This is a genomic window from Micromonospora sp. CA-244673 (genome assembly GCF_050948395.1).
Classification (GTDB): Bacteria; Actinomycetota; Actinomycetes; order Mycobacteriales; family Micromonosporaceae; genus Micromonospora.
Window position 1 is genome coordinate 2,156,348 of sequence record NZ_CP192019.1, and the last position, 21,678, is coordinate 2,178,025.

Annotated in this window: 17 protein-coding genes; 9 read left to right on the forward strand and 8 right to left on the reverse strand. The window is 73.5% G+C overall.

What is annotated here, in order from left to right; genetic code table 11:
- Positions 1 to 50 precede the first annotated feature (50 nt).
- Entirely contained in the window at positions 51 to 1,910 is a 1,860-nt protein-coding gene (locus tag ACQP12_RS10105; protein WP_433286920.1) for a polysaccharide biosynthesis protein, read from the reverse strand.
- A 237-nt stretch (positions 1,911 to 2,147) separates the two neighbouring features.
- Here ACQP12_RS10105 and ACQP12_RS10110 point away from each other — a divergent pair, with 237 nt between their 5' ends.
- From ACQP12_RS10110 to ACQP12_RS10140, 7 genes are all read left to right on the forward strand, one after another.
- Entirely contained in the window at positions 2,148 to 2,876 is a 729-nt protein-coding gene (locus tag ACQP12_RS10110; RefSeq protein WP_357947892.1) for a sugar phosphate nucleotidyltransferase, read from the forward strand.
- Positions 2,873 to 3,769, forward strand: coding sequence for an NAD-dependent epimerase/dehydratase family protein (locus tag ACQP12_RS10115; protein ID WP_433286922.1), 897 nt, complete (start codon positions 2,873 to 2,875; stop codon positions 3,767 to 3,769). The genes ACQP12_RS10110 and ACQP12_RS10115 overlap by 4 nt, the downstream gene beginning before the upstream one ends.
- Positions 3,770 to 3,836: 67 nt before the next feature.
- Positions 3,837 to 4,844 (forward strand): SDR family NAD(P)-dependent oxidoreductase, encoded by a 1,008-nt coding sequence (locus tag ACQP12_RS10120; protein WP_433286924.1) that lies wholly within the window; start codon positions 3,837 to 3,839, stop codon positions 4,842 to 4,844.
- A gap of 43 nt (positions 4,845 to 4,887) precedes the next feature.
- Entirely contained in the window at positions 4,888 to 6,276 is a 1,389-nt protein-coding gene (locus ACQP12_RS10125) for an O-antigen ligase family protein (protein ID WP_433286926.1), read from the forward strand.
- 77 nt (positions 6,277 to 6,353) lie between these two features.
- Positions 6,354 to 7,733 carry an oligosaccharide flippase family protein gene (locus tag ACQP12_RS10130; protein WP_433286928.1) on the forward strand — a complete coding sequence of 460 codons (1,380 nt, stop codon included), beginning with the start codon at positions 6,354 to 6,356 and terminating at the stop codon, positions 7,731 to 7,733.
- The gene (locus ACQP12_RS10135; RefSeq protein WP_433286930.1) at positions 7,730 to 8,836 is read left to right on the forward strand and encodes a hypothetical protein; all 1,107 of its coding nucleotides are present in this window, start codon (positions 7,730 to 7,732) and stop codon (positions 8,834 to 8,836) included. Before ACQP12_RS10130 ends, ACQP12_RS10135 begins: the two co-directional genes overlap by 4 nt.
- Positions 8,837 to 9,003: 167 nt before the next feature.
- Positions 9,004 to 10,353, forward strand: coding sequence for a glycosyltransferase (locus ACQP12_RS10140; protein ID WP_433286932.1), 1,350 nt, complete (start codon positions 9,004 to 9,006; stop codon positions 10,351 to 10,353).
- 59 nt (positions 10,354 to 10,412) lie between these two features.
- On the opposite strand, the gene ACQP12_RS10145 is transcribed toward ACQP12_RS10140, so the two are convergent.
- The 3 genes from ACQP12_RS10145 to ACQP12_RS10155 all read right to left on the reverse strand — a co-directional run bounded on the left by ACQP12_RS10145 (position 10,413) and on the right by ACQP12_RS10155 (position 14,075).
- Positions 10,413 to 11,663, reverse strand: coding sequence for a glycosyltransferase family 4 protein (locus ACQP12_RS10145; RefSeq protein ID WP_433286934.1), 1,251 nt, complete (start codon positions 11,661 to 11,663; stop codon positions 10,413 to 10,415).
- Entirely contained in the window at positions 11,636 to 12,829 is a 1,194-nt protein-coding gene (locus ACQP12_RS10150; protein ID WP_433286936.1) for a glycosyltransferase family 4 protein, read from the reverse strand. Before ACQP12_RS10150 ends, ACQP12_RS10145 begins: the two co-directional genes overlap by 28 nt.
- 115 nt (positions 12,830 to 12,944) lie before the next feature.
- Positions 12,945 to 14,075 carry a DegT/DnrJ/EryC1/StrS family aminotransferase gene (locus ACQP12_RS10155; protein WP_433286938.1) on the reverse strand — a complete coding sequence of 377 codons (1,131 nt, stop codon included), beginning with the start codon at positions 14,073 to 14,075 and terminating at the stop codon, positions 12,945 to 12,947.
- A 203-nt stretch (positions 14,076 to 14,278) separates the two neighbouring features.
- Here ACQP12_RS10155 and ACQP12_RS10160 point away from each other — a divergent pair, with 203 nt between their 5' ends.
- Complete coding sequence (locus ACQP12_RS10160) at positions 14,279 to 15,289, forward strand: DUF389 domain-containing protein (protein ID WP_433286940.1); 1,011 nt, start codon at positions 14,279 to 14,281, stop codon at positions 15,287 to 15,289.
- On the opposite strand, the gene ACQP12_RS10165 is transcribed toward ACQP12_RS10160, so the two are convergent.
- Positions 15,252 to 15,686, reverse strand: a complete 435-nt coding sequence (locus ACQP12_RS10165) for a hypothetical protein (protein ID WP_433286942.1) — start codon at positions 15,684 to 15,686, stop codon at positions 15,252 to 15,254. The two genes, ACQP12_RS10160 and ACQP12_RS10165, sit on opposite strands and share 38 nt — an antisense overlap.
- A gap of 367 nt (positions 15,687 to 16,053) precedes the next feature.
- Positions 16,054 to 18,570: a Tex family protein gene (locus tag ACQP12_RS10170; RefSeq protein ID WP_433286944.1), complete on the reverse strand. Its 2,517-nt coding sequence runs from the start codon at positions 18,568 to 18,570 to the stop codon at positions 16,054 to 16,056.
- Between the two features lie 154 nt (positions 18,571 to 18,724).
- Between ACQP12_RS10170 and ACQP12_RS10175 the strand changes: the two genes are divergently transcribed.
- The gene (locus ACQP12_RS10175; protein WP_433286946.1) at positions 18,725 to 20,236 is read left to right on the forward strand and encodes a deoxyguanosinetriphosphate triphosphohydrolase family protein; all 1,512 of its coding nucleotides are present in this window, start codon (positions 18,725 to 18,727) and stop codon (positions 20,234 to 20,236) included.
- A gap of 1 nt (position 20,237) precedes the next feature.
- Here the strand turns inward: ACQP12_RS10175 and ACQP12_RS10180 are convergent, their stop codons facing one another.
- A complete protein-coding gene (locus ACQP12_RS10180; protein ID WP_433286948.1) occupies positions 20,238 to 20,882 on the reverse strand; it encodes a NeuD/PglB/VioB family sugar acetyltransferase in 645 nt (214 codons plus the stop codon).
- Positions 20,879 to 21,592: a sugar transferase gene (locus tag ACQP12_RS10185; RefSeq protein ID WP_433286950.1), complete on the reverse strand. Its 714-nt coding sequence runs from the start codon at positions 21,590 to 21,592 to the stop codon at positions 20,879 to 20,881. Before ACQP12_RS10185 ends, ACQP12_RS10180 begins: the two co-directional genes overlap by 4 nt.
- Positions 21,593 to 21,678: the final 86 nt, after the last annotated feature.

The following is a 21,678-nucleotide window of genomic DNA, read 5'->3' on the forward strand; positions in this document are numbered from 1 at the left end:
GCGCGCGGCGCGGCCCGCCCCGGTGTCGGGGCGGGCCGCGCGCGCCGGAGTCAGTGGGACAGCTCGACGTCGAGCGGCCGGTCCTCCGCCGGGTCGAACGCCCGGTCGCACAGCTGGGCGAGGTGCGCGATGACCTTCTGCGGGTCGTCGAACGGGTCGAGCGCGGCCACCTCGATGGGGTCCAGCACCGGCACCGGCACGTGGGAGATCAGCGGGTGCAGCGGCCGGACGTCGACCTCGCCGGTGCCGAGCAGGTCCTCGTGCAGCTTCTCGCCCGGACGCAGCCCGGTGAAGACGATCGGGGTGGGATTCTCGGCCCGGTCGATCATCTCCCGGGCGAGGTCCTGGATCCGGACCGGCTCGCCCATGTCCAGCACGAGCGCCTCACCGTCGCGGCCGATGGCGGCGGCCTGGAGGACCAGCTGCACCGCCTCCTGGACCGTCATCAGATAGCGGGTCACGTCGGGGTGGGTCACCGTGACCGGCAGGCCCGCCTCGATCTGCCGCTGGAAGGCCGTCACCACCGACCCGCGGCTGCTCAGCACGTTGCCGAAGCGCACGCTGAGGAACGTGCCGGGGTGGTGCGCGCCGGCGTGCGCGGTCAACCGTTCGGTGATCCGCTTCGAGTAGCCGAGCACGCTGATCGGGTCCGCGGCCTTGTCGGTGGAGATGTTCACGAACCGGGCCACATCCCGGCAGGCGTCGAGCACGGTCAGCGTGCCCCACACGTTCGTCTTGACCGCCTCGCCCGGGTGCCGCTGGAGGAGCGTGAGGTGCTTGAGCGCCGCCGCGTGGAAGACGATCTCCGGCCGCCGCTCCTGGAAGATACGTCGGATCCCCTCGTCGTCGCGCAGGTCGGCGAGGATCAGCTCGGGACTGTCGAGCAGCGCCCGGCCGGCGAGAGACATCTGCAGCGCGTGCAGCGCCGACTCGTCCCGGTCCAGCATCATGAGCTCGCCCGGATCGGCGCGCATGATCTGCCGGCAGAGCTCCGAGCCGATCGAGCCGCCCGCGCCGGTGACGAGGATCCGGCGCCCCCGCAGCCCCTCGTGGTCCAGCGTCAGGTCGTTGACCACCTGCCGCCGCCCGAGCAGGTCGCTGATCTGCAGGTCCCGCACGTCGTTCACAGTGATCCGGTGGTTCACCAGCTCGCGCACCGGGGGAACCACCTTGAACGCCGCGCCGGTGGCCAGCGTGGCCTCCCGGATCTGCCGGACGAGATCGGCGTCGGCGTTGGCCACCGAGAGGATGAGGCTGGTCGCGCCGGTCCGGCGCACCGCGGTCCCGACGTCGTGCCGACCGCCGAGCACCCGCACCCCGTGGATCCGCAGGTCCCGCTTGCCCGGGTCGTCGTCCAGCAGGCCGACCGGGAGGTAGTCGCTGGCCGGGTCGCTGACCATCGAGCGCAGCAGACCCTCGCCCGCCGAACCGGCGCCGAAGAGCAGCACCTTCTGGGCGTCGGCGGCCCGCGGGCGCAACGCGCGGTCCCGCTGCTGCCGGTAGACGGAGCGGGTGCCGAACATCAGCAGCAGGGCCAGTGCCGCCCCGACGACCGGCGTGCTGGCCGGAACCGGGCGCTCGGGGAGCGGGGCGAGCGCGAGCAGCAGCACGGCCGCCGTCGCGGCGGTGGTCGCGGCCAGGCCACGGATCTCACCGAGGCTGCCGAGGGGGTGGCGGCCCGCGTAGCGCCGGCGGACGGCCATGCCGCCCAGGTGCAGCGCGGCGGCGGCGACGCCGACCGCGACCGCGCGGGCGAGTTGCGCCGGGGTCAGGTCGAACTCGTATCGGGCCCACACCGCCACCACGCTTCCGCCGAGCCACGCCGCCGTGTCGGCGACCAGGAGCTGGACGGCCCTGCGCCGTCTGCCGGCCCGGCCTGCGTTCTCGGCAGTTGTTGTCTCCCGCGGCATCTGTTCTCCCCTGGTGATCACCCGCGTCCGGGCCGCCCACCGGGCGGCCTGCTGTCCTTCCCTGCTTACCGGTACGGAATGAGTTTTGTCGGGGTTTCGCGTTGAACGGGCTATTCGGCGTGTATGCGAGGTTGATTCGATTCCGGGTGACGGGGGCCTGACATGTCAACTCCGTACCCTCGCGAAGGTTCCGTTCGTTGGGCAGCGAGGTATGGCGGGGGACGGACGGGAGAACCGATGCACGTCGTGATCATGGCGGGTGGCGCGGGGGTGCGGCTGCGTCCGTACACCTCGACCCTGCCCAAGCCGCTGGTGCCGATCGGGGAGAGCTACGCGATCCTCGAGATCGTCCTGCGCCAGCTCGCCGCCTGCCGGTTCACGCACGTCACCCTGGCCATCAACCACCTGGGATCGTTGATCCGGGCCTTCGTCGGCGACGGCTCCCGGTTCGGCCTCGCCGTGGACTACGTCGAGGAACAGCAGCCGCTGTCCACCATCGGCCCGCTCTTCGGCATCCGGGAACGGCTGCCGGAGCACTTCCTCGTGATGAACGGTGACGTTCTCACCGACCTCGACTACGCGGACGTGCTGGCCAGCCACGAGCGCTCCGGTGCGCCGCTGACGGTCGCCACCTACCGGCGGAGCGTGAAGATCGACTTTGGTGTCCTGGAGTTGGCGGGGGACAAGGTGACCTCGTTCTCCGAGAAACCCGTCCTCCACTACCGGGTCAGCATGGGCGTCTACGGACTCTCGCGGAGCACGATTGCCCGCTACCCGGTGGGCCAGCCCTTCGGTTTCGACCAGCTCGTCCTGGACCTGCTGGGCCGGGGTGAGCCGCCCGCCGGCTACGAGTTCGACGGCTACTGGCTCGACATCGGCCGCCCGGAGGACTACGACGAGGCGAACCGAACCTTCGCCGACGTCCGGGACATGCTCCTGCCGGCCGGCACGCCGGCGCCGGTATGACCCGGGTACTGCTGTTCGGCGCCTCTGGCTTCATCGGTGGCCACGTCCGCCGGGAGCTGGAAGCCGACACGGATCTCGTGTGCCTCTCGCGGGCCGAGTGCGACCTCGCCGGCTCGGCGCGGGAGACGCTCCGGGAGCTGCTCGGTGCCGTACGGCCCGACGCGGTCGTGTGCTGCGCCGGAGCGGTGGCCGGCACGGCCGAGGAACTGGTGCTGTCGAACACGCTGGCCGCCGCGAAGCTGGTGGACGCCGTAGCCGTCGCCGCACCCGGTGCGCGGCTGGTCCGCCTCGGCTCGGCCGCCGAGTACGGCCCGGTGCCGTTCGGCACCTCGGTCAGCGAGGACACGGTGCCGGCGCCGGTCAGCGACTACGGCGTGAGCCAGGCGGCCGCGACCCGGCTCATCGCCCTCGCGGCCCGGGCCGGACTCGTGGACGCCATCGTGCTGCGGGTGTTCAATCCCATCGGCCCCGGCATGCCCCCGACGACGCTGCTGGGTCGGGCGGCGGCACTGCTCACCCGGCTCGCCCCCGGCGACGACCTGCGCACGGGCCCGCTGGACGCCCACCGTGACTTCGTCGACGTGCGCGACGTCGCCACGGCCGTCCGGCAGGCCGTGGCGGTGCGCGCTCCCGCGGCCCGCGTCCTGAACGTCGGCAGCGGGCGGGCGCTGCCCGTGCGATCCGCGGTCCGTCTGCTGGTCGACGAGGCGGGCGCGACGGTACGGCTCCGCGAGGACCGCTCGCCGCCACCGCGATCAGCGGCGGTGGGTTGGATGCGCGCCGACCTCGCGCGGGTGACCTCGGTGCTGGGGTGGTCGCCCCGGCACGACCTGAACGAGTCGGTCCGGGCGATCTGGCACGCGGCCGCTCCGGATCCGGCGGCGTCCTATTGATCCAGGCCGGGCGGTCCCGGGGCGGGACCGGACACGGCGGGACCGGCACAGTGGAGGAGCAGAGAACATGACGGCACACACGCCCGACGAGCCGGTGGTGGTGACCGGAGCCGGTGGCTTCATCGGGTCGCACCTGGTCGAGGCGCTCGTCAGCGCGGGCCACCGGGTACGCGCCTTCGTGCACTACAACGGCGCCGGCTCGCACGGCTGGCTGGACACGTTCGGCCCGGACCAGCTCGCGGGGGTCGAGGTGGTCGCCGGGGACATCCGGGACCGGGGAATGGTCCAACGGCTGGTCGACGGCGCGTCCGTCGTCTACCACCTCGCCGCACTGGGCGGGATCCCGTACTCGTACCTGGCGCCGCAGTCCTACGTCGACACGAACATCACCGGCACGCTCAACGTGCTGGAGAGCGCGCGGGTGGCAGGCGTGGGCCGGGTGGTGGTGACCTCCACCAGCGAGGTGTACGGAACAGCCACCACCGTGCCGATGACCGAGACACACCGGCTGCGGGGCCAGTCCCCGTACGCGGCCTCGAAGATCGGGGCGGACAAGCTGGCCGAGAGCTACCACCTCAGCTTCGGCCTGCCGGTGGTCACGCTCCGGCCGTTCAACACCTACGGACCCCGGCAGTCCACCCGCGCCGTCATCCCGACCATCATCAGCCAGCTCGCCAAGGGCGATGGCATGGTCGAGCTGGGCGCCCTGCGGACCACCCGCGACCTGCTCTACGTGGCCGACACCGTGGCGGCGTTCCAGGCGGTCGGCACCGCGCCGGACGCCGAGGTCGTGGGCCGGGTGTTCCAGGCGGCGACGGGGCGGGAGACCGCCATCGGCGACCTGGTGCGCCGGATTGCCGCCATGTTCGGCGCCCAACCGGAGGTGGTCGTCACGGACTCCCGGCTCCGCCCGGCGGAGTCCGAGGTGGAACGCCTGGTCGGCGACGCCGGCCTGCTCCGGGCGCACACCGGCTGGCAGCCGGTGACCGGCATCGACGACGGCCTGAAGGCGACCGTCGAGTGGTTCCTCGACCCCGCCAACCTCGCCCGCTACCGCACGGATCGAGCGGTCTGACCCTCGCGCGTCCCCAGGCAGGAAAGGACGGCCCAGCAAGGCCATGACCCACACCTCGACGAGGGCGGGCGGGCGGCACCACGCCACAACCAGCACCGTCCTGGCACCACCAGCCCCTGAGTCCACCGCCGGCCCCGCGGCCCACCACATCCGGCGCGCGTTCCTCATCCTGCTTCCGGCGCTCGGCTCCCTCGGCATGTCCGCCACGCCAAGCCTCACGCCGAGCCTGTTCCCGAACTTCTACTGGCTTCTCGTCGCCCTCGCGCTCCTGCCGGCGATGGTTCTGCTGGCCCGGTGGTCCCCCCGCCAGGCAGCCACCCCCGCCGCGTTGCTCGTCGTCGCCCTCGTCTGGGTGGTGTGGGCTCCCCTCACCACCCTGTGGGCCCCCGACCAGGGCGCCGCGAGCCAGAAGGTGTGGTTCATGTCCCTCGCCATCGGTGGGGCGCTGTGCCTCCTCGGCCTCAGCGGCGGGCACCCCGACAACCTGCACGCGATGAGACGCGGCTGGGTAGTCGGCTTCTGCATCACCTCCGCGGTCGCGATCTGGGAGCTCGCCACCCGCCAACATCTGATCGAGGGGCCGTGGAGTCTCACCGGCGACTACCTCGTCACCAGCACCTTCTACAACCCGAACAACTACGCCGGCTACCTGCTGGCCTGCCTGCCGTACCTGGTCTGGAGCGCCATCGCCGCCCGCAGCTCACCGGCCCGCTATGTGCACGTCCCGCTGCTGATGCTGTGGTTCGTCCTCGCCGTCGCCACGCAGAGCCGCACCGTGCTGCTCGGCAGCCTGATCGCCCTGCCGCTGGTGGTGTTCTGGCTGGTCCGCGCCGCCCTGCTGCGGGCCCGCCCGTTCACGATCAGCGCCATCCACATCGCCATCGCCGCCGGGATCGTCCTGTGGGCGTTCGCCGGGACCGGGCCGGGGCAGCAGCTCATCGCCGACTACAAGTCCCCGTTCACCGCCGACCCCGATACCGTCTACTCCGACGACGCGCGCCTCAACCTGACGCGCGTCGCATGGCGGATCTTCATCGAATCCCACGGGATCGGTCGCGGCGCCGCCGCGTTCGAGTCGATCGCCTCGCAGGAGCGGATCCTGGAGGTGGGTGGGCTCGTCGACGCGCACAACAGCCTGCTGGAACTGGCCGCCGAGTTCGGTCTACCGCTGCTCCTGCCGCTGCTGGCGGTGTTCGTCGTCGCCTGCCGAACCGCGCTGTTCGTCCGCGTCCCCCCGGCGGCGCGCGGAGCGGCGTTCGACCTGCGGATGGTGATCCTGCTCAGCGTGATCGGCACCGGGGCGACCAGCCTCGCCAGCAGCTCCGTGCTCACCTGGCCGTGGTGGTGGCTGATGCTCGGGCAGATCGCCGCCCTGGGCTGGCTGCTGCAGCGCCACGCCGCCGAGGCCGCCCAGCCCGCCGCGCGGCGGTGACGGTGCGCGGCGTCCCATCGCGGATACGTGGCCTCGGGTTCTACCGTCACGTCTCCCACCTGGCGGCCGGCACCGCCGTGTCACAGGTCGTCGCCGTCGCCGCGTCGATACTGCTGGCCCGGTTCTACACGCCTCGGGAGTTCGGTGAATTCTCGGTGCTCCTCGCGACGTCCATGATCGTGGCGACGGCGGCGACGCTGCGGCTGGAGATGGCGGTGCCGTTGGCCGGCGACGACCGGGAGGCGGACGAGGTCGCGTCGGCCGCCGTCGCCGCCGTGACGGCAGTGGCCGGTCTCGGGCTGGTCGGTGTCGCCGTGTACGCGTCCCTGCCCGCAACCAGCGTGGGCGTGATGCCGTGGCTGATCCCCCCGGCGGTGGCGGTGACCGGCGCCGCCGCCGTCGGCCGGATGGTGCAGTCCCGGCGGAACCGGTTCACTGTCGTCGCCCGGTCCACCGTCTCGTCGTCGCTGGTGCAGGGCGCAGGTCAGGTCGCCGGAGGGCTGCTGGGGTGGGGAGCGATCGGCTTGGCCGGCGGATATCTCGCCGGGCGAGTGTGGTGCGCCGCTCAGCTGCTCGACCGGATCCCGCGCGGCGGGTGGGCGGGCTGGTGGGCGACGGCCCACCGGTGGCGGCAGTTCTGCCTGCTGTCGACCGGGCCGGCCGTGCTGAACACCCTCAGCGTCGCCGCGGTGTCCCCGATCGTCGCGGCCTGCTACGGGGTCACCGTGTCCGGGCTGTTCGCGTTCGCCACCCGCATTCTCACTCTGCCCACCGCTCTCGTCGGACAGGCGGTCAGCGCTGTCCTCTACCCGAAGCTCGCCCAGCTCGACCGGGACGGCGGTGACCTGCGCGACGCGGTGGACCGCACCGCCTCGGGGCTGGCGATGCTGGCCGTGCCGTGCTTCGGGTTGGTGGCGGTGGCCGGACCGGAGCTGTTCGCGGCGGCGTTCGGCGACCGGTGGCGTCAGGCCGGCGTGCTGGCTGCGGTCCTCGCGCCGTGGCTGGCGGCGTCGTTCGTGTCCAGCCCGCTGTCGACCCTGATGACGGTGAAGAACGAGCTGCGGCGGCTGCTGCTGCTGTCGGGGGTGGAGACGGCGGTGCGGGTCGGTGCGCTGGCGATCGGCGTGGCCGGCGGGGGGCCCACCGTCGGGGTGGCCTGCTACGCGGCGGCCGGCACGGCGATCAGCGTCTACTACGTGCGGTGGTCGCTGCGCCTGGTCGGGGTGCCGCTGCGGGTGTGGCTGCGCCGCCGTTGGCTGTTTCTCTCCGCCGCCGGGGTGAGCTATCCGCTGCTGCTGGCGGTGAAGGGCCACCTCCCCGGGCTGCTGTTCGCGGCCGGTGTCGTGGTGGTGACGGTGGCGATGCTCGGGTGGGCGGGTGCCTGGCTGTACCGGCAGGCACCGGCCCGCCCCGCGGCGCCGGCCGCCGCCAGGCAGCCGGCCGCGGTGTCGGGATGAGCGGGAACAGACTGGAGAGGCAGCGGGTGCGCAGCAGTCAGGTGACGGCCACGGTGCGGGGGTTCGCGGTGGGGCCGGCAAACTATGCGGGTCAGGCCCACCAGTGGGCGCGAGCGGTGCAGCGGGTGTTCGGCGTGCCGGCGGTCGCGTTCGCCTTTCCGGACCGGTTGCCGTTCCAGCGGGGAGGGTTTCGGTTCCCCGTCGACCGGCGGCTGCCCCACCACCGGGTGGTGCCCGGGTGGGGGCGGGTGGCGTGGACGCGTCACCGGGTCCTGCGGGGGGTGACACACCTGGCGGTGGACGCATTCCTGCCGGTGTACGGGCGCCCCGGCCTGGTCCACATCGACGCCGACTATGACCGTCTACGCCGCGACGGCCTGGCCGTGGCGTTGATCTCCCACGGCACCGACCTCCGTGACCCTGAGGCGCACATCCGGAGGCACCCGTTCTCCTATTACGCGAGCGCGCCGCAGGGCTGGGTGGCGACCACCGCCGATCGGGCCCGCCAGAACCGGCAGATCGCCCGGGAGTTGGGGGCGCCGCTGTTCGTGTCCACCCCCGACCTGCTGCTGGACGCCGGATGGGCGACGTGGCTGCCGGTGTCGATCGACCCGGTGGTGTGGGCAGCAGACGGGCCGGCGCTGCGGGACCGCGTGCCCACGGTGCTGCACCGGCCGAGTCGCACCTCCCCACCGATCAAGGGCACGGAGATCATCGAGCCGGTTCTGCTGGATCTCGCCCGACGCGGGCGGATCCGCTATCTGAACCCGGGGTTGGTGCCGAACGAGGCGATGCCGGCGTTGATCGCCCGGGCGGATGTGGTGGTCGACCAGATCCTCACCGGCAGCTACGGGGTGGCGGCGGTGGAAGCGATGGCGGCTGGTCGGCTGGTCGTCGGCTATGTGGGTGAGGAAACAACTGCGGTGATGCCGGAGCCGCCGCCGATCGTGAATGCCCCGCCGGCCACCTTCGCGGACGTCATGGCGGGCATCGTCGACGACCGCGAACGGTACGCGGGGTTGGCCGCGCAGGGGCCGGGATTCGTCCGCCGGTGGCATGACGGCACGGCCGCCGCGGAGGCGCTGCGACCGTTCCTGAGTTGAGTCCACGAAGCCGTCGTTGAGCCCGCCGCAAGCTGGCGCTGATCCCCGACTCGTCGAGGTAGGCGTCCATGTCCCCAGCGGGCATCCCTCGTTGACCCGGATGTCGGGCGAGGAGAGGAGTGCGCGTCAATGCAGGGCGTTCGCCGCTGGCGGCCAGGGGGCCGACCGTGACCGACAGTCAACGGAATCCCGAGAGACCACTGCGGCTGCTGGTTGTCTCCTACCATTTCCCGCCCGCCGAGACGGTCGGCGCGCGCCGGCCGGCGGCGCTCGCTGCTCTGGCCCTTCGCGAAGGCTGGGACGTCCGCGTGCTGACCGCCATCGGTGCGGAACAGGGCGGCGAGCCGACCCCGGTGCCCGAGGAGCGCGTGATCCGGACAGCGCCCGCGCCGAAGCTTCCCAAGCTCAACCGGCCTGCCGCCGAGCCGCCTGCGGGCGGACCGGCGCGAGCACCCTCGGGGCCCGCCAGGGCCCGCGACCGCATCACGCGCGGGCTCGTCAAGGCCGGCATGGAACTGCTCCTGCCGGACCCTCAGTTCAACTGGATCCGGCCGGCTGTCCGGGGCTTCCACCACGCGGCCGGCGACTGGCGGCCGGACGTGATCCTGGTGTCCGGTCCGCCCTTCTCCGGATTCGTGGCGGCGGCATCGCTCGCGCGCCGGCTCAGGGTGCCCTGGGTTGGCGACTACCGTGACCTCTGGTCGGTCGGCAACGACCACTGGGTACGGTCGGCGACGCGACTGGCGGTCGACAGAAGGCTGGAACGCCGGGTGCTCCGGTCGGTCGCGACCTGCGTGACCGTCTCCGAGCCCCTGGCGGAGACGCTACGTCAGACGTTCGGGGTCGACACGCACGTGGTCATGAACGGCATCGACCGCAGGCCGGCGCCCGCACCCGCGGGGCCCACCGGGTCCGGGCCGGCCGGCAACGACCTGTCCGCGACCACACTCACACTGGCCCATACCGGCTACGTCTACCCGGGGAGGCGCGACCCCGGCCCGCTGCTCGACGCGATCGCCTTGCTCGGCCCTGACGCCGCCCGCGTTCACGTGGTCTTCGCCGGGGACGACAACGGGGTTGTGCGCTCAGCAGTCGAGCGTGCCGGGGTGGCCGACTCCGTCACCGTCCTCGGGCAGGTGTCCCCGGAGAAGTCCTGGCGGATCCAGGCGGACGCGGACGCGCTCGTCCTGCTGATGTGGAACGACCCCAGGGACGTCGGCACGATGACCGGCAAGATCTTCGACTACCTGCACGCGCGCCGCCCTGTCCTCCTGCTCGGGTACGAGGGCGGCGTGGCGGCGAAGCTGCTGCGGGACCGTGGCGCGGGGGTCACCCACAACGATCCACCCGCCATCGCCGCCCAGCTGCGGGAATGGCTCGCCGTGAAGGAGCGTTCCGGCCGGCTCCCGGCTGTCCCGGCCAACGCGCTGGAGGGCCTGTTCCGGGAGGACCAGCTCGGCCGCTACCTGGAGATCCTCCGTGAGGTCGCCGGGCGCCAGGCAGGCGCCGGCCGGTAGTCGCCGAAGGGGTGCCCGCGCCGACCGGCGCGGGCACCCCTTCGCTTGTACGCCCCCGGTCAGCGGGAGGGCGTCAGAGTCAACGGCGCGCCGGGGCGCGTCTGCCGCCGTTCGGTGACTTCGGCGACCGCCCGGTAGTACTGCGCACGGCGGGCGTCGAGGGTCTCGGCGGAGAAGTCGTGAGCCCGGGCGAGGTTGCGGGCCGAGGCGGCGGCCAGCGCTTCGGGATCGGTCAGGACGCCCGTGACGGCGGCGGCCAGCGCGGCGGGATCGTTGGGCGCGACGAGGTGTTCCGGGGCGAGCAGCTCCGGTATGCCACCCGCGGTGGAGCCGACCGCCGGGAGCGCCCGAGCCATCGCCTCGATGAGCGCTCGTGGCAGGCCCTCGGTGCGCGACGGCATCACGAAGAGGTCCCCCGCGTCCAGCTGGTGGCGGACCGCCTCGACGGTGGGCAGGGGACCGGCGAATGTCACCCGGTCCCCGACCCCCAGTCGGGCGGCGAGCTGTTCCAGGTGGGGACGGTAGGCGCCCACTCCGACGTGCACCAGGCGCGCGTGGAGCCCGGCGGTAGGCATCAGCGCGAGCGCCTCGATGAGCGTGTCGATGCCCTTGTAGAGCTGTTCCAGCGAGCCGACCGAGACCAGGGTCGCTTCCCGCAGTGGCGGCCGGACCGCACGGGCGTGCGGCACGAACGCCGGGGGTGGCAGGTCGACGCTGGAGATGCCCGCTGTGGGTGTCGTCGGCAGGGCCGGGTACCGGCTCTGCAGGCGACGCTCCGTCTCGTACGCCACCGCGGCGGCGTCCCGGCACTGCCGGCGGAGCCGACGGGTCGACGCGACCTGCAGCAGCGGCCGCAGCGGGTGCCGCACCACGCCGGGAGCGAGAACGTCGTACGGGTCGCCGATCACCTCCAGGGCGTACGGCCGGCGAGCACGGTCCCGCGCGGCCGCCAGCAGTGACCCGATCGGGGAAGGAACCCGGAGGATCACCGCGTCCCGCCGGCCCGCCGCAGCGGCCACCGCCCGGGCGACCGCCCACCGGCGGCGCAGGTACCCGCGAAAGCCGAGGTAGTACGGCACCGGCCAGACCTCGACCCCGTCGCCGTCCACCCGGGCTGCGGCTTCCGGCACCTCCGGCACGTCGCGGACCCGGGCGGCGATCCGCACCTGGTCGAAGGCCACCAGGTAGCGGCGCCAGACCGGGTTGGCCGGACCGGCCTCCACCCACACCCGCCCGTCCGGCGTGCGGCTGAACCGGGACTCCGACGTCACCACCACCCGCATCAGGGCCTCCCCGCGGCGGTCCGGCACGCGGCCTCCACGATGTCGGCGACCCCGACCGCCGTCGTCCGGTTGTCGAAGTGCCAGATGGCGAACCGCTGTGCCCGTTCGCCGCGCGCCCGGAGTTCACCGTCCACGAACTCGCGGTACGCGCTCCGCAACGCGGCGCCCAGCGCCGTCGCGTCCCCCCGCGGCACCACCCAGCCGGTCGTCTCGTCCACCGTCTCGGGCAACCCACCGGCGTCGCTGACGATGCACGGCACCCCCGACGCGCTGGCCTCGCAGGCGGCGCCGTGCCCCTCGGAGAGCGACGGGCTGACGCTGACATCGGCCGCCCGATAGCAGTCGCGGACGTCCGCCACCGAGGTCAGCCAGGAAACGCTGTCGTCCCGGTCGAGGTGGAAGCGCCGCACCAGTTCCTGCCGGTGGGCCTCACCGGCCGGCGAGAATCCGGCGCCCACGAGCAGCAGCCGGGAGCGCGGGTGCAGCTCGTGGAACGCCTGCCACGCCGTCAGCAGCACGTCGTGGCCCTTGATGCCACGCCCCTGGAAGACCATCTTCCGGGGTGGATAGACGTACGCCACCATGATGACGACGAACGCGTCCTCCTCGATGCCGAGTTCGGCACGGGCCTTGGCGCGGGTCTCCTCCCGGCTGGCCGATTCGCCCACGCCGGCGAAGTGTGCGGTCCTTGCCCCGTAGGTCTGCACCGGCCGCCGGTCGGCCGGGCACCCGAGCGCGCCGTACAGTCGGGACGTGTAGCCCGTGCCACAGATGGTGACGGTGTCCAGCCGCCACAGCAGGCGTTCCGCCGTCCGGATCAGCGGGGACTCCAGGTACAGCGGTCCGGCGACCATGTGCACCCGTCGCAACGGCAGGCCGACGGTGGCGAAGCGCGCGGCGAGCGCGGACGCGTACAGGTGATAGTTCAGTACGTCGAGGCGAAGCCGGCGGACGAGCCGCCGGAGCTGCCACAGGCCGCGTACCGTCGAGATCCCGGGCCGGAAGCGGAAGTTGAACGGCGAGTCGTGCACCTCGACGCCACGCCGCCGCAGTTCCTCCGTCAGCCCGCCGGCGCCGGGCGGGAGGATCACCACCACCTCGTGCCCGCGGCGGCGGAGCTCCTCCACCTGCGGGATGATCCAGAGTCCGCCCTGGTTGGTCTTCAACAGCACGGCGATCCGCAGTGGTCGCACGCCTACCTCCTCGTGGTCCGTCTGACAGGTCGTGCGCGGTCGCCCGTGATGTCGGGGCAGGAGGCGCCGGCCGGGGCGGAACCGGGCTCCGGACCGCTCACCGGGAGGCGCATCGTCATCGGCGGTCCAGGAACTCCTCGATGGCGCCGACGACCCGCGCCATGCGGCGGTCGTCCAGGACGGAACCGCTGGGCAGCGTGAGGCCCTGGGCGAAAAGGTCCTCCGCCACGCCGGTGACCACCGCCCGGCAACCGGCGAAGACCGGCTGCAGGTGCATGGGCTTCCACATCGGCCGGGTCTCGATGTCCTGCGCGCCGAGGTGTGTGGCGAGCTCTCCCGCCCGCCACCCCGACCGGTCCGGGTCGACCACGATGCTGGTCAGCCAGCAGTTCGACCCCTCGTCGCCGTCCGCCAGCAGGCGTACGCCCGGGACGGTGGAGAAGAGCTTGGCGTACCGCTCCCGGATCAGCCGACGGCGGCGCATCATCCCGTCCAGCCGGCGTAGCTGGGCCCGCCCGAGCGCGGCGAGCAGGTTGCTCAGCCGGTAGTTGTAGCCGACGTCCGCGTGTTCGTAGTGGGCCACGGGTTCGCGTGCCTGGGTGGCAAGGTGACGGCAGCGGGCGATCAGCGCGGCGTCGTCGGAGACGAGCATGCCGCCGCCGGAGGTAGTGATGATCTTGTTGCCGTTGAACGACAGGGCGCCGAGCCGACCGAACGAGGCGGCCGGACGCCCGTGGTACGTCGCACCCAGGGCCTGCGCCGCATCCTCCACGACCGGCACCCCGGCGGCGGCGCAGACCGGCAGCAGCTCGTCGTATCCGGCGCAGCTGCCGAACATGTCCGCGACGAGCACCGCGGCGACTCTCTCGCCGGCCCGGCCCAGCCGGTCCAGCATCTGCTCCAGCGCGGCCACGTCCATGTTGCCGTCCGCCTGCGCACAGTCGACGAAGACGGGTTCGGCGCCGGTGTAGACCGCGGCGTTGGCGGTGGCGACGAAGGTCATCGTCGGCGCGACCACCACGGTGCCCGGCCCCGCCCCGAGGGACAGGAGCGCCAGGTGGAGGGCGGACGTGCCGGAATTGACGGCCAGGGCGTGCGCGGTCCCGACCCGTTCGGCGATCTCCCGCTCGAACGCCTCGACCTCCGGACCGAGGGGGGCGACCCAACCGGAGCGGAGCGCCTGGAGAACGTACGACTCTTCCAGGGGGCCGACGTCGGGCGGAGACAGGTAGATGCGGCTGCTCATCGGGCCTCCGGCTGGAGGCGTCGGTAACGGTGATCGCGGCGACTGGTCACGGCCGGTAAAACGGACAAGGAGGCATTTAGGTAATGCCGCACACCGCCCCGACCTGATCTGTCGGGCACCGCAGGCACCTCCTGAGCGGCGGCGGGACGAGTAGAGTTCGGCGGCCGGCGGCGCTGGGCCGCCGGAACCAGGGGAGGTGACCGGTGCTGCACCTGAGGGTGATCGCGCCCCCGGACCAGTCGCGCGCGGTCGTCGACCTGCTGGCGGCCGACCCCGGCGTCACCCACCTCGTCGTGCTGGCCGGGGCCGCCCGCCAGCCGGCCGGTGACTACGTCACCTGTGACGTGGTGCGGGAGAGCGCCGACGGCGTGCTGCGCCGGCTCCAGGAGCTGGGCGTCGAGGCGCACGGGGCGATCGCCGCCGACGACGTGGAGCTGACCCTGTCCGCGGCGGCCGACAAGGCCGCCGAGGACGCCCCCGGGCACGGCGAGGACGCCGTGGTGTGGGACGAGATCGCCGCGAAGACCGGCGAGCAGACCGTGCTCACCGGCACCTTCCTCGCCCTCATCACCGTGGCCACCATGATCGCCGGCATCGGCGTGCTGCTCGACCAGCCCATCCTGATCGTCGGCGCCATGGTGGTCGGCCCGGAGTTCGGCCCGCTCGCCGCGCTCTGCGTGGCGCTGCTGCGCCGGCAGCCGCACGTCATCGGCCGCTCGGTGCAGGCCCTGGTGGTCGGCTTCCTCGCCGCCATGCTGGTCACCGTCCTGAGCACCTGGGCGCTCACCGCCGCCGGGCTGGTCAGCCGGGACATGCTGCTGGCCGACCGCCCGCTCACCGACTTCATCTGGCGTCCGGACGCGCTCTCCTGGGTGGTCGGCGTGCTCGCTGGGATCGCCGGCATGCTCTCGCTGACCTCGAAGAAGTCCGGCTCGCTGGTCGGCGTGCTGATCTCGGTGACCACCGTGCCGGCGGCGGCGAACGTGGCGGTCGCGGCGGCCTACGGCGTCTGGCACGAGGCGGCGGGCTCGGCCCTCCAGCTCGTGATCAACCTCGCCGCCATCGTGCTGGCCGGCCTGCTCACCCTGGTCGTGCAGCTCTGCTGGTGGCGACGGGTGGAGCGGCGGTCCACGCGCGGCCTGCCGCCGCGGCAGCGGGCCGTCCGGCCGGCGCGGGTCAGCGCCAGTCGTCGCCCGCCTCGAGACGCAGGCTGAGCAGCGTCGCCAGAGGCACCGACTCGCCGTCCCGGCCGCCCCGCCCGACCACCAGCGGCGGCGGCGCGGGCTCCGGGTCGGCCCCGAACAGCCGCGACCGCAGGCTCGGCGGCACGGCGAGCAGGTAGAAGCGGCCCTCGGTGTCGACGGCGCGGCTGTGCGCCCGATCCACGTACCAGCCGGTGATCCGGGTGCGGTAGCGACCGCGCCCGTCGTAGCCGGCCGCCGTCAACCGGTCGGTGCGCAGCCCGCGCCGCAGCGCCTCGGCGGCGAACCGCGCCACCAGCTCCGCGGCCTCCGCCTGCTCGGCGGTGCGCTGCCGGGCGTCGGCCGCCGCGTGCGCCCGCACCGCGCGGCGCTGCCGCTCCCGCCACTCCAGGCCGTCGTCCCCACCCACGCCCGCGAGGGTACGCGCCCCGCCCGCCCCACCTCGTCCACGCTTCCACGGGCCCGTCCCCGGGTCACGCTTGTCGACCTGAGCCGCCGGTGACGTCGGCGCAGCGACGCGGTCGTGCGAGCCGGTCGGCCATGATCGTCGGGCGGCCAAGGGCACCAGATCTTGGACAGTTGCCGTTCGGGGCGAACGACAACTGTCCAAGATCTCGAAGGAGCGCCGGCCGCTCGCTGGACCGGTTCGAGGCGGGGTCCGCTGTCGGGCTGAGTCGTTCGTGACGTCAGCTCGACAGCGTCGCGCGACGTGACGTCGGCTCGACAGCGTCGCGCGACGTGCCGTTCGTGCGGCAGCTCGACAGCGTCGCGCGGCGTCAGGCCAGGCCGGCGCGCCGCAGCGCGTCCGCCATGGCGCTGTTGGCCGGCGCCGCGGCCCCGCCGCCGCGCCCCTGTCGCTGCGGCTGCCCGCCGCGCGAGCCACCCCGGTCGCCGCGCTGGCCACCGCCGCCCTGCGAACCGGCGTCCCGCGAACCGCCGCCCTGGGCAGCACCCCGCTGACCACCGCCGCCCTGACCACCACGCTGACCGCCGCCGCCCTGACCACCCCGGCCACCGCGCTGACCCGCACCCGGGCCGCCCTGACCAGAGCCCTGGCCGCGCTCGCGGCGCCCGTCGCCACCCTGCGGCCGCCCGCCCCCGGCCGGGGCTTCGTCGTCCAGCCGCAGGGTCAGCGAGATCCGCTTGCGGGGCACGTCCACGTCGAGCACCCGGACCCGGACCACGTCGCCGGACTTCACGACGTCGCGCGGGTCCTTCACGAAGGTGTGCGACATGGCGGAGACGTGGACCAGGCCGTCCTGGTGCACGCCGACGTCGACGAACGCGCCGAACGCGGCCACGTTGGTGACGACGCCCTCCAGCACCATCCCCGGCGTGAGGTCGCTGATCTTCTCGACGCCCTCCACGAAGGTCGCCGTCCGGAACTCCGGGCGCGGGTCGCGGCCGGGCTTCTCCAGCTCGGCCAGGATGTCGGTGACGGTGGGCAGGCCGAAGGTGTCGTCCACGAACTCGGTCGCCCGCAGGCCGCGCAGGATGGCCGACTTCCCGATCAGCGCGCGCAGGTCCTGCCCGGTGTGGGCGAGGATCCGGCGCACCACCGGGTACGCCTCGGGGTGCACGCTGGACGAGTCGAGCGGGTCGGCGCCGCCGGGGATGCGCAGGAAGCCGGCGCACTGCTCGAACGCCTTCGGCCCGAGCCGGGGCACCTTCTTCAGGTCGGCGCGGGTGCGGAACGGCCCGTTGGCGTCCCGGTGCAGCACGATGTTCTCGGCCAGCCCGGCGCCGATGCCGGAGACCCGGGTGAGCAGCGGGGCCGAGGCGGTGTTGACGTCGACGCCCACCCCGTTGACGCAGTCCTCGACGACCGCGTCGAGGGAGCGGGACAGCTTCACCTCGGACAGGTCGTGCTGGTACTGCCCGACGCCGATCGAACGCGGGTCGATCTTCACCAGCTCGGCGAGGGGGTCCTGGAGGCGGCGGGCGATGGAGACCGCGCCGCGCAGCGAGACGTCGAGCCCGGGCAGTTCCTGCGAGGCGTACGCGGACGCGGAGTAGACCGACGCCCCGGCCTCGGAGACCACCACCTTGGTCAGCTTCAGCTCCGGGTGCTGCTTGATCAGGTCACCGGCGAGCTTGTCGGTCTCCCGGCTGGCGGTGCCGTTGCCGATGGCGATCAGCTCGACGCCGTGCGCGGCGGCCAGGGTCGCCAGCGTGTGCAGGGAGGCGTCCCACTGCCGGCGCGGCTCGTGCGGGTAGATCGTGTCGGTGGCGACCACCTTGCCGGTGGCGTCGACCACGGCCACCTTCACGCCGGTCCGCAGGCCGGGGTCGAGGCCCATGGTGGGGCGGGCGCCGGCCGGCGCGGCCAGCAGCAGGTCGCGCAGGTTGGTGGCGAAGACCCGGACGGCCTCCTCCTCGGCCGCCTGCCAGAGCCGCAGCCGCAGGTCGGCGCCGAGGTGGATGAGGATCCGGGTACGCCAGGCCCAGCGCACCGTGTCGGTGAGCCACTTGTCGGCGGGCCGCCCCTGGTCGCTGACCCCGAACCGGCCGGCGATGGCCGCCTCGTAGCGGGTGGGGCCGGTGACCACGGCGTCGGAGTCGCCGTCGCTCTCCGGGTCCATGGTCAGGTCGAGCACGCCCTCCTTCTCGCCCCGGAACATGGCGAGGATCCGGTGCGAGGGCAGCTTCGGGTACGGCTCGGCGAAGTCGAAGTAGTCGGCGAACTTGGCGCCGGCCGTCTCCTGCCCGTCGCGTACCCGGGAGACCAGCCGGCCCCGCGACCACATCTGCTCCCGCAGCGTGCCGATGAGGTCGGCGTCCTCGGCGAACCGCTCGATGAGGATGGCCCGCGCGCCGTCGAGCGCGGCGGCGGCGTCGGCCACCCCCTTGTCGGCGTCGACGAAGTCGGCGGCCGTGGCGCGGGGGTCCCGCGTCGGGTCGGCCAGCAGCGTGTCGGCGAGGGGCCCCAGCCCGGCCTCCCGGGCGATCTGCGCCCTGGTCCGCCGCTTCGGCTTGTAGGGCAGGTAGATGTCCTCCAGCCGGGACTTCGAGTCGGCCGCCATGATCTGCGCTTCCAGGGCCTCGTCGAGCTTGCCCTGCCCGCGGATGGACTCCAGCACGGCGGCGCGCCGCTCGTCCAGCTCCCGCAGGTAGCGCAGCCGCTCCTCCAGGGTGCGCAGTTGCGCGTCGTCGAGCAGGCCGGTGGCCTCCTTGCGGTAGCGGGCGATGAACGGCACGGTGGCGCCGCCGTCGAGCAGCTCGACGGCCGCCCGCACCTGGCGTTCGGCGACGCCGAGTTCCTCGGCGATCCGCTGGTGCACAGACTGGGTCACGATCTGATCCGCCTTCTCGGGTGGGTTCGGCAGTCATTGTGCCGGTCCCGCCACGGCCGGCCGCGCGGCACCCGCCCGGGCCCATCCGCCACAGGGGCACCAGGGGTCGGCAGGCGCATCGCGACCTGGGGCACCCTGCGCTAGCGTGGCGATCATGGAACAAGCTGCGGATCCGCGGGCCCGGCGGCTCTTCGGCGGAAGTGCCCGGGCGCTCGGCGACCTGGCGGCCAGCCCGTTCCGGGCGGACCGGGACCGCATCGTCGGGTCGCCGTTCTTCGCCCGGTTGAACGGGGTGACCCAGGTGATCAGCCCGGGCGGGTCGGGGCTGCTCGTGCACAACCGGCTCACCCACAGCCTCAAGGTGGCCCAGGTGGCCCGGGCGGTCGCCGAGCGGCTGACCGCCGACGCGGCCCACCGGGACCTGCTGGAGAAGCTGGGCGGCTGCGACCCGGACGTGGTGGAGGCCGCCGCTCTCGCCCACGACCTCGGGCACCCGCCGTTCGGGCACCTGGGGGAGCGGGTGCTGGACCGGCTGGCCCGGCAGCGGCTGGGCCTGGCCGACGGCTTCGAGGGCAACGCCCAGTCGTACCGGATCGTCACGAGCACCGAGATCCGCGGCGCGGCGACCACCGGCCTGGACCTGACCGCGGCGGTCCGGGCGGCGATGCTGAAGTACCCGTGGACCCGGCTGGACCACCCGGACCCGCACCCGCGGCACCTGGACCCGGCGCCGCGCGGCGCGGCCGGCCCGCCCGACGACCCGGAGAGCGGGTCGGCGAAGTTCGGCGCGTACCGGACCGAGGTGGACGACCTGCGGCAGGCCCGGGAGCCGTTCGCCGGCCGGATCCCGGACTGGCAGCAGACGCCGGAGGCGTCGATCATGGACACGGCCGACGACATCGCGTACGCCATCCACGACGTGGAGGACTTCTACCGGGTCGGTGTGCTCCAGCAGGGCGCGGTGGCCGCCGAGCTGTCCGCCTGGCAGCGCGAGTGCGGGCACTTCCGGGCGATCACCTCCTCGGCGCTGGCCACGGCCGGCCGGCGCCCCGGTGCGGCCATCGAGCGGCTGCGCCGCCAGCTGCACCGCAAGGACGCCTGGATCGCCGACGACGAGGCGTTCGCCGCAGCCGTGGAGCACGTCCGCGAGGAGCTGGTGGAGGGCCTGCTGGCGCTGCCCTTCGACGGCTCGATCGAGGCCGAGCAGTACGTGGCCCGGTTTTCCGCCCGCTGGTCCACCCGCTTCGTGGACGCCATCACGGTGACCCCGGAGCCGGGCGTCCGCTCCGGGTACGTGCTGCTGGCCAAGCCGCAGTGGCACGAGGTGCAGGTGCTCAAGTTCGTGCACCACCGGTTCGTGCTGGCCCGGCCGGACCTGGCCCTGCACCAGCGGGGGCAGGCGCGGCTGCTGGGCACCCTGGTGGAGGCGTTGTGGGAGTGGCTGCTCGACCCGGAGGAGGAGTCCCGGCTGCCCCGCCGGCTGCACGACCTGGTCGAGCTGGCCGAGGCGGAGCTGCACCCGCGTACGCCGGACCGGATCGGGCGGGCCCGCGGTCGGGCGATCGTCGACTTCGTCGCGCAGCTCACGGACGGGCAGGCGGTGGCGATGCTGGACGCGCTCTCCGGCCGCTCCGGCGCCCTCTGGACGGACGCCTTCGTGCTCTGAGTCAGCGGGCCGGCACGCCCTTGACGACGGTGGCGGGCGGCACGTCGCGTACCACGCAGGCGCCCGCGCCGACCGTCGCGCCGGCTCCGACGCGCAGCCCGGGCAGGACCACGGCGCCCGCGCCGATCAGCGCGGCGGTGTCCAGGTGGCAGTCGCCGGAGACGGCGGCGAGCGGATGCAGCGAGACGTGGTCGCCGACCACGCAGTCGTGCGCGAGGGTCGCGTTCTGGTTCACGTGCAGGTGCCGGCCGGCGACGACGTTGGTGGTGATCCGGCCGCCGGCGAACACCACGAGACCCTCGGCCGCGACCAGGTCGGCCCCGACCGTGGCGTCGGGGTGGATCAGGCTGGCGGCGGGCCGGCCGAGCGCGTCGACCCGCGCGCCGACCGTTCGGCGGACCCGGGGGTCGCCCAGGCCGAGCACCACGTGGGTCTGCGGGGACAGGTGGCCGAGCGCGGCCAGGGTTCCGAGGTACGGCGTGCCGCCCGCCTCCGCCCGCTTGCGGTTGCGCTCCGACGGGTTGTCGTCGACGAAGCCCACGAGCCGCCAAGGGGGCCGGGCGGCGCCGTCGTTGACCGCCGCCACGAGCTGGGCGATCTCCCGGCCGTGCCCGCCGCAGCCGACCACGACGAGGTCGAGGCTCACCGGGACCCGCTCCCGGCGGTCGCCGGAACCGGCTGCTCCGCGGTGAGACCGCGGAACTCGTGCGCGGTGACGCTGCCGGGGGCGCTGATTCCCTTCCGGCGCAGGACGGCCACCGCGGTGCGGGCCAGGATGCGCAGGTCGAGCAGGAGGCCGTGGTGGTCGACGTACCGGACGTCGTAGGCGAACCTCTCGTCCCAGCCGAGTTCGTTGCGCCCGTTGACCTGGGCGAGCCCGGTCAGTCCGGGCCGGACCTCGTGCCGGCGGAACTGCTCCGGGGTGTAGCGGAAGCGGTAGCTGGTCGGCAGCGGACGCGGCCCGACCAGGCTCATGTCGCCGCGGACGATGTTCCAGAGGCTGGGCAGCTCGTCCAGGCTGGTGTCCCGCAGCCAGCGGCCCAGCGGGGTCAGCCGCACGGCGTCGTCGGCGGTGGAGAACCGGTCGGCGCCGGCTGCCATCGACCGGAACTTGAGGATGGTGAACTCCCGGCCGTGCCGCCCGATCCGCTCCTGCCGAAACAGCACCGGCCGGCCCATGGTGAGCAGCACCGCGACCGCCACCGCCGCCAGCACCGGCGCCGCCACCAGCAGCGCGACCAGCGCCACGGTGAGGTCGACGGCCCGCTTCACGGCCGCGCCGAAGGCGCCGCCGGGCGGCCGGGGACGGGAGAGTGTGTGGGGATCTTCGACGCCTGGGGAGAGGCGGACCTGCATCTTTGTCCTCCGGCCGCTGACTCGTCAGCGGACAGAGTAGTCAAATATGCCGTAGAAGAACGCCTTATCCGATTTTTCGGCGTGGC

Excerpts from the sequence above, each read along its gene's own strand:
- ACQP12_RS10105 (WP_433286920.1), bottom strand. The coding sequence starts at position 1,910 with ATGCCGCGGGAGACAACAACTGCCGAGAACGCAGGCCGGGCCGGCAGA.
- ACQP12_RS10110 (WP_357947892.1), top strand. The coding sequence starts at position 2,148 with ATGCACGTCGTGATCATGGCGGGTGGCGCGGGGGTGCGGCTGCGTCCG.
- ACQP12_RS10115 (WP_433286922.1), top strand. The coding sequence starts at position 2,873 with ATGACCCGGGTACTGCTGTTCGGCGCCTCTGGCTTCATCGGTGGCCAC.
- ACQP12_RS10120 (WP_433286924.1), top strand. The coding sequence starts at position 3,837 with ATGACGGCACACACGCCCGACGAGCCGGTGGTGGTGACCGGAGCCGGT.
- ACQP12_RS10125 (WP_433286926.1), top strand. The coding sequence starts at position 4,888 with ATGACCCACACCTCGACGAGGGCGGGCGGGCGGCACCACGCCACAACC.
- ACQP12_RS10135 (WP_433286930.1), top strand. The coding sequence starts at position 7,730 with ATGAGCGGGAACAGACTGGAGAGGCAGCGGGTGCGCAGCAGTCAGGTG.
- ACQP12_RS10155 (WP_433286938.1), bottom strand. The coding sequence starts at position 14,075 with ATGAGCAGCCGCATCTACCTGTCTCCGCCCGACGTCGGCCCCCTGGAA.
- ACQP12_RS10175 (WP_433286946.1), top strand. The coding sequence starts at position 18,725 with ATGGAACAAGCTGCGGATCCGCGGGCCCGGCGGCTCTTCGGCGGAAGT.
- ACQP12_RS10185 (WP_433286950.1), bottom strand. The coding sequence starts at position 21,592 with ATGCAGGTCCGCCTCTCCCCAGGCGTCGAAGATCCCCACACACTCTCC.